Annotated in this window: 14 protein-coding genes; 11 read left to right on the plus strand and 3 right to left on the minus strand. The window is 44.8% G+C overall.

The annotated features are described in order from the left end of the window. On the minus strand, positions 1-633 hold the full coding sequence (locus GJQ68_RS14630; RefSeq protein WP_162418001.1) for an NUDIX hydrolase: 633 nt from the start codon (positions 631-633) through the stop codon (positions 1-3). Positions 634-858: 225 nt separating this feature from the next. Between GJQ68_RS14630 and aceK the strand changes: the two genes are divergently transcribed. Continuing rightward, a complete protein-coding gene (gene aceK / locus GJQ68_RS14635) occupies positions 859-2,586 on the plus strand; it encodes a bifunctional isocitrate dehydrogenase kinase/phosphatase (RefSeq protein WP_162418002.1) in 1,728 nt (575 codons plus the stop codon). Positions 2,587-2,588: 2 nt separating this feature from the next. Here aceK and GJQ68_RS14640 read toward each other — a convergent pair whose 3' ends face one another. After that, positions 2,589-3,101, minus strand: a complete 513-nt coding sequence (locus tag GJQ68_RS14640) for a gamma carbonic anhydrase family protein (RefSeq protein WP_162418003.1) — start codon at positions 3,099-3,101, stop codon at positions 2,589-2,591. Positions 3,102-3,249: 148 nt separating this feature from the next. On the opposite strand from GJQ68_RS14640, the gene GJQ68_RS14645 reads away from it, so the two are divergent. The 10 genes from GJQ68_RS14645 to GJQ68_RS14690 all read left to right on the plus strand — a co-directional run bounded on the left by GJQ68_RS14645 (position 3,250) and on the right by GJQ68_RS14690 (position 11,380). Continuing rightward, entirely contained in the window at positions 3,250-3,972 is a 723-nt protein-coding gene (locus GJQ68_RS14645) for a YceI family protein (RefSeq protein WP_162418004.1), read from the plus strand. Positions 3,973-4,053: 81 nt separating this feature from the next. Next, complete coding sequence (locus GJQ68_RS14650) at positions 4,054-5,334, plus strand: anthranilate synthase component I family protein (RefSeq protein ID WP_162418005.1); 1,281 nt, start codon at positions 4,054-4,056, stop codon at positions 5,332-5,334. Next, complete coding sequence (gdhA, locus tag GJQ68_RS14655; protein WP_162418006.1) at positions 5,335-6,684, plus strand: NADP-specific glutamate dehydrogenase; 1,350 nt, start codon at positions 5,335-5,337, stop codon at positions 6,682-6,684. A gap of 8 nt (positions 6,685-6,692) precedes the next feature. Further along, entirely contained in the window at positions 6,693-7,760 is a 1,068-nt protein-coding gene (gene dinB / locus GJQ68_RS14660) for a DNA polymerase IV (protein WP_162418007.1), read from the plus strand. 60 nt (positions 7,761-7,820) lie between these two features. Then, positions 7,821-8,021, plus strand: a complete 201-nt coding sequence (locus GJQ68_RS14665; protein ID WP_162418008.1) for a hypothetical protein — start codon at positions 7,821-7,823, stop codon at positions 8,019-8,021. A 110-nt stretch (positions 8,022-8,131) separates the two neighbouring features. Next, positions 8,132-8,977 carry a sulfurtransferase gene (locus tag GJQ68_RS14670; RefSeq protein ID WP_162418009.1) on the plus strand — a complete coding sequence of 282 codons (846 nt, stop codon included), beginning with the start codon at positions 8,132-8,134 and terminating at the stop codon, positions 8,975-8,977. Next, positions 8,970-9,761 carry a HipA family kinase gene (locus GJQ68_RS14675; protein WP_162418010.1) on the plus strand — a complete coding sequence of 264 codons (792 nt, stop codon included), beginning with the start codon at positions 8,970-8,972 and terminating at the stop codon, positions 9,759-9,761. Before GJQ68_RS14670 ends, GJQ68_RS14675 begins: the two co-directional genes overlap by 8 nt. Beyond that, positions 9,739-10,122, plus strand: a complete 384-nt coding sequence (locus GJQ68_RS14680; RefSeq protein WP_162418011.1) for a DUF3037 domain-containing protein — start codon at positions 9,739-9,741, stop codon at positions 10,120-10,122. Before GJQ68_RS14675 ends, GJQ68_RS14680 begins: the two co-directional genes overlap by 23 nt. A 51-nt stretch (positions 10,123-10,173) precedes the next feature. Continuing rightward, entirely contained in the window at positions 10,174-10,587 is a 414-nt protein-coding gene (locus GJQ68_RS14685) for a serine hydrolase (RefSeq protein ID WP_162418012.1), read from the plus strand. An 82-nt stretch (positions 10,588-10,669) separates the two neighbouring features. Next, positions 10,670-11,380 (plus strand): endonuclease/exonuclease/phosphatase family protein, encoded by a 711-nt coding sequence (locus tag GJQ68_RS14690; protein ID WP_162418013.1) that lies wholly within the window; start codon positions 10,670-10,672, stop codon positions 11,378-11,380. A gap of 304 nt (positions 11,381-11,684) precedes the next feature. Here GJQ68_RS14690 and rbsK read toward each other — a convergent pair whose 3' ends face one another. Then, positions 11,685-12,602: a ribokinase gene (gene rbsK, locus GJQ68_RS14695; RefSeq protein WP_162418014.1), complete on the minus strand. Its 918-nt coding sequence runs from the start codon at positions 12,600-12,602 to the stop codon at positions 11,685-11,687. Positions 12,603-12,636 lie beyond the last annotated feature (34 nt).

The following is a 12,636-nucleotide window of genomic DNA, read 5'->3' on the forward strand; positions in this document are numbered from 1 at the left end:
TTATTTATTTTTCCAAATCGTTAAAAATTCACTTAATATCATGGCTGTGGCTCCCCAAATGACCTCCTGGTCTATATCAAAATAGGGAGCCTGGATCGTTTGACCGGATGGAAGGGGAAAATCTTTCTCCTTTTTATTATTCTCATCCAGTAGCCAGTCAAAATCACAGGAAATTAATCGCGCTACCTCCCTGGGGTCGGGGCTGAAGATTGGCGGATGAGGCGTAAATCCCACAAACGGCCTGACAGAAAAATTACTGGGAGGAATGTACAAATCGGACAAGACTCCCAGAAGCTGTATTTTTTCACGGGCAACCCCTATCTCTTCCTCCGTTTCCCGAAGGGCCGTTTCTTCCAGATTTTTATCGCCCGGATCCATTTTCCCACCAGGAAACGCTATTTGACCACTGTGCACGCCTTCGTAAACAGCCCTCTTGATAAAGGGTATCCGTATTCCGTTTTCAAACGGACAAATCAACATTAATACGGCCCCTTTTCTGGCCCTTTCCATCCTTCGGCTATCAAACCGTTCTTCCTCCAAGGGTACGGGTGCCATGGCCTGCTGCCCCATTCGGCCGGGTAATGGTTCTTTCAATAGATCCTCCAGAACGCGAACCAGGTGTCTCAATTCCATACATGTATTTCCTTACTTGGTAGCTGAAAAAAGGCCTGAATACCATTCAGGCCTTTTTCACTTATCAAACCTATTAAACCTATTGGGTTTTATTCATATAAAATGAACAAACTCATCGAAATTTAATGAATAAATCTACAATTCCAAAGGCAATAAATTTTGACAGGTAAAAATAATACCCTATTATCCAACCTGAAATTCCGTATTTTCTTCCTAATATATCGCATGACAAAAGACGACCTTTACCAAACGGCCCTGACCATTTTAAATGGGTACGACCAATACATTTTCAACTTTAACCAGGTCACCCGGGAAATACCGGCCAATTTCGTCCATAGGGACTGGAAAGCCCTTCAGGAAAATCATAAAAAAAGACTTCGACTCTATAAAGATCACCTGAAAAACATCGTGCCTCAATGCCGGGATCAACTTGGAGAAAAAATAGCCCATGCGGATTCCTGGAAAGTTCTTAAATCCGTATACCTGGAGAAAATAAAAGCCAGAACAGATAAAGAACTGGCAGCTACTTTTTTCAATTCTGTATTCAGGAAAACCTATCCGGGAAACAGCATACAGGAAGCATTGATGTTTGTGGAGGCTCCCTTTGATGAGTTGCCAGCTAAGATAGACACAAGCCTGTTTTTTAGCTATCCTGCCAGTGATAACATTCAAACTATTTTCAGGAAAATACTGAATGATTTTGATTTTGGTGCCCCCTATTATGATTTAGAAGGGGATATTACGTTTTTGGAGAAGGAGGTACGACAAGTCATTTTTAGCCGGTACCCAGCCACTTCTGAAACCATAACTCAAGTGTTGCGGGATATTTTTTACCGAAACAAGGCCGCCTACCTGATCGGGAGAACCTTTCTGGGAAAAAAGTGGATGCCTTTCATCATCCCCTTTGTTCATAATGAAAAAGGGGTGTTTGCCGATACCCTTATCTTTGATCCCAATATTATGAGTGGCATTTTTAGCTATACCCGCTCCTATTTTATGGCACCCATTCAAACGCCCTCTCAAACCGTCGCCTTTCTTAATTCGGTCATTCAGCACAAACGTCCCTACGAACTGTACAATGCCATCGGCTTCAACAAACATGGCAAAACTTCCTTTTATCGGGATTTTACCAACCATTTACGGCACAGCAAGGACGATTTCGTGCTCGCTCAGGGAATAAAAGGAATGGTAATGACCGTCTTCACCCTTCCCTCTTACAATATTGTGTTCAAACTGATCAAGGATCATTTTGACCCGCCAAAAAACATGACCCGCCAACAGGTCCGGGAAAAATACAAATTGGTAGGATTACATGATCGGGTCGGTCGGATGGCCGATACGCATGAGTTCGAAAATTTCAAACTTCCGCTTCATCGCATCCACCCGGATCTAATGCGGGAATTAAAGAAAACGGTTAACTCCCTATTGAAAATCGAAGGAGACACGTTAATTATCAGGCATTTATATATCGAAAGGCGCCTTACTCCGCTGAATATATTTCTAGAAAACTGCAGTCTGGAACTTGCCCGGGTGGTGGTAAACGATTATGCCAAAGCCATCCTTCAAATGGCTCAGGCGAACATATTCCCTGGTGACATGATGACCAAAAACTTTGGGGTCACCCGCCAAAACCGGGTTATTTTCTACGACTACGATGAAATTGAATTTCTGGTACAGATGAATTTTAGAGCCAAGCCCAAACCGGAAACCTATGAACAGATTTATTCCTCCACACCCTGGTATGATATAGGAGAAAATGACGTGTTTCCGGAGGATTTCAAGCGGTTTATGATAGGTAGAAGCGATGTCAGAGACTTTTTTATCGCATCCAACCCACAGCTATTTGATCCTGAATACTGGAAAGAAATACAAACGAAGCTCACTAAAGGAGAACTCATCCATGCCTATCCTTATCCGGAAAGCATGCGCTTTCGTTCCGAAGAGAAAATCTGATCCTATTCTTCGTACCAAGACGCGTATTTGGGATAGTTGGAAGCTATTCTGCGTATGGTGGCCTGCATTTCCGCCCCGGTTTCTTTGATTTTCCTGGCAGGAATGCCGGCATAGATGCTGTTTTTCTCCACTACAGTACCTTCCAATACCACTGCTCCGGCAGCGATCACAGCTCCCTCCTGCACCCAGGCCCTGTCCATGATGATTGCCCCCATTCCCACTAATACACGATCCTCAATGGTACATCCATGAACGATGGCCTTGTGAGCGATAGAAACATCCGATCCAATCAGCACGGGACATTGTTGGTAGGTACAATGAATGACCGCTCCGTCCTGAATATTGGTTCGGTCTCCCACACGTATCGAATGCACATCTCCCCGCACTACGGCGTTAAACCAAACCGTGCAATCCCGGCCCAGAATCACATCACCAATCAAGGTGGCATTTTCAGCCGTCCAACAACCCTCTCCCAACTGCGGAATTTTGTCTTTGATTTTCTTAATTAATGCCATAGATTCAAAATTTAATTCAGTAAAGCAGGAAAATATATTCTAAATAAGAAATTTATTTTCGGATTAACTGAACTTTTTTGTGAAAATTCAGTTTTAGTGTCTATACATTTAAAGGATCTAAACCAATCTAAATTAAACCAGTATTAGTATGAAATCATTAAAACTATCAGGATTTATGTTGGCAGCAGCGCTGCTGACATTTGCATGTGGAAAAAGCTCGGACACCGTTGAAACCACAGAGGCTCAAGACGCGGCTGTCGCCACTGGGCAAACGTTGAGCCTGGATACCAACGCCAGTAAAGTAAACTGGAGAGGATACAAACCAACCGGTCAGCATTTTGGGTTAATCCCAGTTACCGAAGGGCAATTGTCGGTAGAGGGCGATGCCATCACAGGTGGAGAATTTACGTTTAACATCACCGGCCTGGAAATACATGATTTGGAAGAAGGAAGCGAAGATCATGGCAAACTTTGGAACCACCTTCAGTCAGACGATTTTTTCGATGCTGGCAACCATCCGCAGGCGAGTTTTGTAATCACCGAAATCACCCCTTACACTTCTGGTGATGAAATAGAGGACAAGGAACAATTCGAGTCAGAAAACACGCCACAAAGTGCTTCGGAAATTGCTCCTGAGGCACCAACGCATTGGATTAGTGGAAACTTGACCATGAGAGGGAACACAAAGAATATTAAGTTCCCAGCAAGCGTATCGTTAGACAACGGTACCATTTCGGCTCAGGCAGGTTTTAACATCAATCGAACCGACTGGGGCCTGTCTTATGGTGATGAAGCTTCCGCAGTGGATAAAGCAAAAGATCAATTTATTTACAACACCGTTAGTGTAAATTTTGATGTAAAAGCGAATTAATAGCGAATTCTTAGTTGAAGTTTGAAAAGAAGGGGACTGTTTGTCCCCTTTTTTTATTGCCATTTTGCTAATTTTGCACCCATGCCTGAAACCGATTCTACGATCCATATTCCTCTGAACCCAAGCTGGGTTGAACAAATGCTGGTATGGGGCAGGCAGCGATTCAGCTATTTCGGGTATTTCCATTCCAATAATATACCTTATCCTCAAGGGGGATTTGACCACGTCTTTTATGCAGGAAATCGGGCGGAGCCTTTAGAGCGCATTGGCAAATTACCTGATGAAAAACCCAAAATCGGTATTATCGGATACGATCAGAAAAACAAGTACGAAAAGCTATACAGCCATAACACCTCCTTGGTAGACTGCCCGGATAGTGTGTTTTTTAGTCCGGAAGTAGTCATTCAACTTGGCGAGGATGTTGTACAGATCACAGCCCTAAGGCCAGCCGAAATTGCCGATTCCATTCAATCGACGAAAGTACTTCGGCAGCTGCCTGGGGAAAAACTGACGATGCAGGTTTCTCATAACCAGCAGGCATATAGCAGTATCTTTTCTCAGGTCCGAGATCAAATTTTGGAAGGCACTATTTACGAACTGAATTTTTGTATGGATTATCACGGTTCTTTACCTGCACAGGAACCGGAGCGGGTTTTCCTGGAGCTCTGCTCCCAGTCTCCCATGCCTTTTAGTGCTTTTTTTAAAGCAAAAGACCTATTCCTTTGTTGCGCTTCTCCCGAAAGGTTTCTCAAGAAAACCGGGCAAAACCTATTGTCCCAGCCTATAAAAGGAAGCGTGAAACGCGGATCGAATCCGGAAGCAGATGCGCAGCTTGTAAAATCGTTAGCTGAGAGCGAAAAAGAAAGAGCCGAAAACCTGATGATTGTAGATTTGATGCGAAATGACTTATCCCGGTTGGCAGAAATTGGATCTGTGAAAGTAACCGAGTTATTTGGAATTTATTCGTTTCAGAGCATTACCCAAATGATTTCGAGTATTAGCTGCCGGTTGAAAAACAAGGTTACCTTTGAGGAAATCATCTCCAAAACTTTTCCTATGGGAAGCATGACCGGAGCTCCAAAAATAAAATGCATGGAATTAATAGAAAGGTACGAGTCCTTTAAAAGATCCTGGTTTTCTGGCACCCTGGGGTATATTGACAGCTCCGGTGATTTTGATTTTTGTGTGGTGATCCGAAGTTTGGTAATCGATCAATCCAAAAACACTTATTATTTCGGAGTTGGAAGTGCCATTACCCTGGACGCCAATGCTACCGATGAATACCAGGAATGCCAGTTAAAGGCTGCTCCCATACTAAAGACATTAAAAAAATTATATCAACCAAACCCAATTATATCATAAATGGCAACACGCAACCCTATTCTAAAAAGCATCATCGATAAAAATCCCCACGAACCGGAGTTTCACCAAGCTGTGGAAGAAGTGTTTGAAAGCATTTTACCTGTCCTGAAAGTTCATAAAAACTATGTCGATGCCCGGTTATTTGAGCGGATTTGTGAACCGGAACGGATCATATCCTTTCGCGTTTGCTGGACGGATGATCAAGGGAAGGTGCAGGTAAATAAAGGATACCGGGTTCAAATGAATAGCGCATTGGGGCCTTATAAAGGCGGACTGCGATTTCACCCCAGCGTGAATCAAAGTATTTTAAAATTTTTAGCTTTTGAGCAAGTGTTTAAAAACGCCCTTACCGGCCTTCCCCTGGGAGCCGGAAAAGGGGGTGCCGACTTTGATCCAAAGGGTAAATCAGATGGAGAAGTGATGCGATTTTGCCAGGCATGGATGATGGAGGCCTACCGGCATATTGGTCATTTTACGGATGTACCTGCCGGGGATATTGGTGTGAGCGAAAGGGAAATCGGCTATCTTTTTGGCGCTTATAAAAAGATTCAAAATGAGTTTCAGGGGGTATTGACCGGCAAGGGTCTGGATTGGGGTGGCTCCTACCTGCGGCCAGAAGCCACCGGATACGGGCTTGTTCATTTTGCCCATTTTATGTTGACAGAGGCAGATGACTATTTAGAAGATAAGGTCTGCCTGGTTTCTGGGGCTGGGAATGTTTCTCAGTTTGCCATCGAAAAACTCCTTCAGGAAGGGGCTAAAGCAGTGGCTTTTTCGGATTCGTCGGGATTCATTCATGATCCTGAAGGCATGAACGAGGAAAAATTGGCACATTTAAAGATGCTTAAAAATGGTCAGAGAAAGAGCATTTCGGCATTTGTCGAAACGTATCCTTCTGCCAGTTTCACCTCCAAAGGGGATAAAAACATTTGGTCTATTCCCGCCGATTGTGCCTTCCCTTGTGCGACGCAGAACGAACTTGAAGAAGCCGATGCCAAGACCCTTCAAAAAAACGGACTCATTTTACTGGCAGAGGGTGCCAACATGCCCTGTACTCCTAAGGCTATCAATTACCTGCAGGAATCAAAGGTGCTGTACGGTCCTGGAAAGGCATCCAATGCAGGAGGAGTCGCCGTGTCGGGCTTGGAAATGACCCAAAACAGGGTGGGCAGGTACTGGACCAAAAGTGATCTGGAGAAAGAACTTCGTACCATCATGAAAGATATTCATGACAAATGCCTGGAAACGATCGCCAAACACGATCTTCAGGAACAGGATTACCTGAATGCAGCCAATATTGGAGCTTTTGAAAAAGTAGCGAAATCCATGAATGCTCAGGGGACCGTCTGACCGCAACCATGGCCGCAAACCGAAAAATCATACACGTAGATATGGATGCGTTTTTCGCCTCGGTAGAGCAATTGGATCGGCCAGATTTTCGCGGTAAACCGCTTGCCGTAGGAGGCAATAAAGAAAGGGGGGTGGTGGCAGCGGCCAGTTATGAAGCCAGAAAATATGGTGTCCGTTCGGCCATGCCCTCCAGACTGGCGGCAAAAAAATGCCCCAACCTTATTTTTGTGCCACCTAGATTTGACCGCTACAAGGAAATTTCTCGAAAGATCCGGAAAATATTTTTTGAATTTACCGATTTGGTCGAACCCCTCTCCCTAGACGAGGCTTTTTTAGATGTCACCCACAACCATTTCGGACTTCCATCAGCTACCCTGATAGCAAAAGCGATTAGGCATCGAATCCATTCGGAAACCGGGCTCACGGCATCCGCAGGGATTTCCTACAATAAATTTCTGGCCAAGGTCGCTTCTGACCTCAACAAACCAAACGGACAGGCGGTAATCCCCCCGGAAAAGGCGGAAGCTTTTTTAGAAAAACTTCCGATAGAAAAATTCTTTGGTATCGGAAAAGTGACAGCGGAAAAAATGAAGAACCTCGGCATTCATTGCGGCCTGGATCTCAAACAATATTCGCTGGAATTCCTTACCCGTAGGTTTGGTAAATCGGGCCTTCATTACTACAATATTGTCCGGGGAATTCATCTCAGTGAAGTAAAGCCGGACCGAATCCGGAAATCACTAGGTGTAGAAAATACGTTCGAAAAGGACTTACCAAATCTTTCAGCGGTGATCGCTACCTTAACGGAAAAAATTCTTCCTGAATTTTTTCGGCGGATAAACCAGAACCAAACCAAAGGAAGGACACTTACCCTGAAAATCAAATACGACGACTTCTCTGTGCATACCCGGAGCCGGACGTTTGCAGAAGCCATTCCCTTAAATCAAATGGAAGGTCTGGCCGTCGGTCTGGCCCGGCAAGAGCCTCTGGCCGGTCCGGTGCGCCTATTGGGTGTCAGCCTTTCCAATTTAAGTCGTCCGGATGATCCCGGGGAGCAATTACGAATTGCTTATTAACTTGATGCCGAATTGGTTCGGCATCAATCTTGCAGTAATCTTTGGAAAAACGACCTGCAAATGAATACCTATCAAAAATACCTGGACTTCGGATTAAAATATGGCGTTCCCCTGTCCATCATCCTGGCGACCCTGTCCATGAAAAAAGCAAAAGGAGTGGGGAATTTGATCGTCTTTGCTTTGGTCACCCCTACCTTACTGGGGTATCTATATAGCCTCAAAAAGGCCAAAGATTCCCTAGACAGGCAACCGGAGTTGTAACCGATTCAGGGTCCTTTTTCAGTTAATTTGCTGCTGCTATTCCGGATTTATATGTTTTAGCTTTTATCTTTGGTCTACGATTCATTGACAACCATCAAACGACCTAAAACATGAATTCCGAATTGACACCGCTAATTCCTGCTACTAATTTACTAAAACTAAAGGATGATCCGTCTCTGGTGCTGATTGATGCCGGATTTGGAAAAGAAAAATACCTTCAAAAGCATCTTTCCGGTGCCCTCTATGTAGACTTAAATCGCGATTTGTCGTCGATTAAGGAAAATCCGGCCGAAGGAGGCAGGCATCCCCTACCCGATCCGGTGGATTTTGGTAAGACCCTTGGCAACTTGGGAATTACTCCGGAAAGCCGGGTAGTTGTTTACGATGACAAACAAGGAGCCATGTCAGCAGCCCGGTTTTGGTGGATGCTGAAGGCAATGGGGCATCAACTCGTTCAGGTACTGGATGGCGGTCTACAAGCCGCCGAAGCGGCGGGCTATCCCATAAGTACCGGTGAGGAATCGGCTACTCCTACTGCCCCCTACCCTGCTAGCGAATGGCAATTGCCTTTGGCAGATTTAGAAGAGGTTGCCCAAAAAGCGAAAGACCCGGCCTACAAGGTGATCGATGTACGGGAATCGGCCCGTTATTTGGGCGAAACGGAACCCATTGATTTGATAGCCGGCCATATTCCCGGAGCGATCAACGTTCCCTTTGGAGAAAACCTGGATTCAAACGGTCATTTTTTACCCTCAGAAACCTTGAAAAAGAACTATTCGGAGCTGCTGGCCGCAGGACCTGCAGAAAATACCCTTGTTCACTGTGGTTCGGGAGTGACCGCCTGTCACACACTACTTGCGCTGGCACATGCAGGGCTTGAAATCCCCAAATTATACGTTGGATCCTGGAGTGAATGGTCCCGAAATAACCGGCCGGTGGCCACAGGAAATGAATAAATTAGACCTCCGGTTGGTTCATGTCATGCAATACAAGATGCCCCTGCGGGAAGGCGGCTCGTTACCCGCCCTGGCCCTGGCAGACGATGGATTTACCTATGTGGTGAAATTTCGCGGTGCCGGGCAGCGTGAAAAGGCCCTGTTAGCAGAATTGCTGGGAGGCGAAATTGCCCGTTTGCTAGGTTTTAAAGTACCGGAATTGGTCTTTGCCAGGCTGGACCCTGCCTTTGGGCAAACGGAAGGAGATGAAGAAATTCAGGATTTACTAAAAAGTAGCCAGGGTCTGAACCTGGGGCTCCACTTTTTATCCGCCGCCGTCAATTTTGACCCGGCGGCAGTATCCGTTTCTGCAGAACTGGCCTCTGGCATCGTATGGCTGGATGCGTTTATTACGAATGTAGACCGTTCGTTCCGCAATACCAACATGCTTATGTGGCACCGCGAATTGTGGCTAATTGATCATGGAGCATCGTTTATCTTTCACCACACCTGGGACAATTGGGAAAAGCATGCCAAAGGACCTTTCCCTTTAATCAAAGACCACGTATTATTGCCCGGTGCAGAAAAGCTGGAAGAGGTAGATGCAGCCTTCAAACAGACCCTTTCCCCGGAATCACTTTGGCGAATCGTTAACTCGCTGCCGGAGGAGTGGCTGGAAGCCATGGGTGAACCAGGTACGGTAGAAATATGGAAACAAGTCTATCTGGATTTTCTATTGCTCCGTTTGAAACATTCTGAAACATTTGTAACCCAAGCCCAAGATGCCAGAAAAGCACTTGTATGAATATGCCATCATCCGGGTAGTTCCCCGGGTAGAGCGGGAGGAATTTATCAATGTGGGTGTCATCCTGTGCTCCATACAACAACAATTTTTAAAATGCACCACCACGCTTAATGAATCAAAACTGAAAGCCCTGGATCCCGAAGCCGATCCGGAAACAATTAGAGATCACCTGAACGCATTTACTCAGGTGTGCCAGGGTAAAAAAGGACGTAGCCCCATCGCTACTCAAAGTGTTGCGTCCCGGTTCCGCTGGCTGACAGCGGTTAGGAGTTCCATAATTCAAACCTCCCGGCCACACCCCGGTCTTTCTCACAACCTGGAAGAAACGTTTGAAAACCTATTTAAGGCCTACGTTGGTTAAACCTGTATAAAAACAGAATTGGATTAGGTAGATACTTATGATAAAAAAATCATGAAACATAGGCCAAATTTTCTGCGCAGCATTTCGGTTGCCATCCTTGCCCTGTCTGTTTGTGTCTCGACCACAAAGGCGCAAAATCCCCTATTGGATTATTTAGAAAGCCTCGACCCTGAATGCACTATTTCCTATTTAATCCAGGATGAAACCGGCAAACTACTGGCGCAAAGACAGCCTGACAAGCAGATCCCATCGGCTAGCATTATAAAAATACCCATACTCCTGACCTTACTGGAAGTAGCGCATAAAACCGGAACCCTCGCCTATGTTAGGGGAGATGCCGGGATCATTTTTGGCAGGAGGCCACTAGTCATTTCCGTTTTTGTGGAGGACTTTCGTGACCTTTCCGAAGCAGAGAAAATCATCGCTAAGATCGGGAAGCTAGCCTATGAAACGTATGGAAAGTAGTCGACTTGTATAATAACAGATTTTCGAGTAAATTATTTGTTTATCTATTAGCTGTTTAGTGTGCATTCAAAACGAGATAAAATTGAAAATTGTAACTTGGAATTGCAATGGAGCTTTTAGAAGGAAGTTCGAAAAAATTTCGGACTTCAATGCTGACCTTTACCTAATTCAAGAATGCGAGAACCCAGCCGAATCTCAACACAAACAATACCAAGAATGGGCCGAAAATTATCAATGGATTGGTGACACTAAAAACAGAGGGCTGGCAATTTTCGCTAAACCTGAAATTAAGTTAAACCAATTAAATTGGTCGAATAAGTACAATGATCATGTTGTAAAGCACTTTTTACCATGTAAAATAAATCAAGACTTTGACCTACTCACAGTTTGGACACACCGCAACAACTCACCGAATTTTGGGTACATTGGGCAATTATGGAAGTACTTACAGGTCAATAAAGAAAAATTAAATAGGACCATAATTGCCGGAGATTTTAACAGTAATGCTATTTGGGACCAATGGGATAGGTGGTGGAACCATTCAGACGTGGTGAATGAATTAAAGAAATTTGGTATCGAAAGTCTCTACCACAAATTTCAAAACGAACAACAAGGAAAAGAGACAAATCCGACGTTATATTTTCAACGTAAACTCGAAAGACCCTATCATATTGACTATGTTTTTGGAGCCCAAGAATTTTCTAAAAACCTAAAGAAAATCGAAATCGGGCATAGGGACAAATGGATAAGATTCAGTGACCATATGCCAGTTTTGTGCGAAATAGATCTATAATTAAGAAAAGAAAAACACATGATTAGCTTTTATAGCTTATGATGGGTAATGTGACGAATCGACGTTTCAAGAGTTCAGGTAAATTAGCTAGCTGATAGTAGAGAGCTTCGAAAAGAACCTCGATCCGTATTCTAAAAACAGATATGTTCATCTTTGGATGGTCCTATTACAAATAGTTCCATTTTTAACGAGGAATCGGCGATATTGTTAGGTGAAATGGAATGAACGTAATTGCCACCCGGACATCTACCTCCACTAGTATCTTAGGACTCTGGACGTTCCTAGCAAAAAAAAGTAACTTCCTTTAAAAATGCTTTTGCACCTCAGCTAAAAAAGGAATGGAGGACTGCGCCCCGTATTTGGTTACCGACAGTGCCGCGGCCCGGTTGGCGAAAATAACGGCATCCTTCCAGTCCATTCCTGAGCAACGTCCGGCAGCTATTGCCCCAATGAACGTGTCTCCCGCAGCGGTACTATCCACCGCATTGGCTTCCGGAGCGGGCAGGCTTCCGGTAAAACCGGGAGATGAAAGAAAAGCCCCGGCAGCCCCCAGGGTAATCACCACTACTTCCACGCCTTTTTCGTGAAAAAACGCTGCTGCATGTACCGCTGTATCCTCATTCGTTACCCCAATTCCAGTCAAAAACCTGGTTTCCGCCTGATTGGGAATAATGGCATGGAGAGCGGCATACATTTCCTCAGGCAAGTGAAAAGCAGGTGCCGGATTTAAAATCAACTTTTTCCCGTTATTACCGTATTTTTCAACAATAAACCTCACGGTTTCCAGAGGGATCTCCAATTGCATCAGGATAAAATCGGCCGATTCCAAGAGTCCTGCATGTTCCGATACCTGCGCTGTGCTCAATGCGTTATTGGCCCCGCTTGCCACGAGAATGGTGTTTTCGCCAGCAGCATCCACGGTGATTTGAGCAACACCGGAAGGTAACAGCTTATCCTGGACTACCCCCTGAACATCTAACCCCTCTTTTCTAAAATTCTCCAAACTTTGATCCCCAAATAAATCGCTTCCCAATCTGGCGACTAAAGCAACATCTCCCCCTAATCTAACGGCTGCTATAGCCTGGTTGGCCCCTTTTCCTCCAGGAAGAACCCTGAAGTCTTTTCCTAGGAGCGTCTCTCCCGGAACCGGAAACCGGTCTATCTGGATAATCATATCGGTATTGGAACTCCCAACCACCACAATTTTTCGATTTTGCCCCATACGATGGATTCGTCAGTCAGAAAATGAATGTAAA

This window comes from Cyclobacterium roseum, assembly GCF_010119225.1.
Lineage (GTDB): Bacteria > Bacteroidota > Bacteroidia > Cytophagales > Cyclobacteriaceae > Cyclobacterium > Cyclobacterium roseum.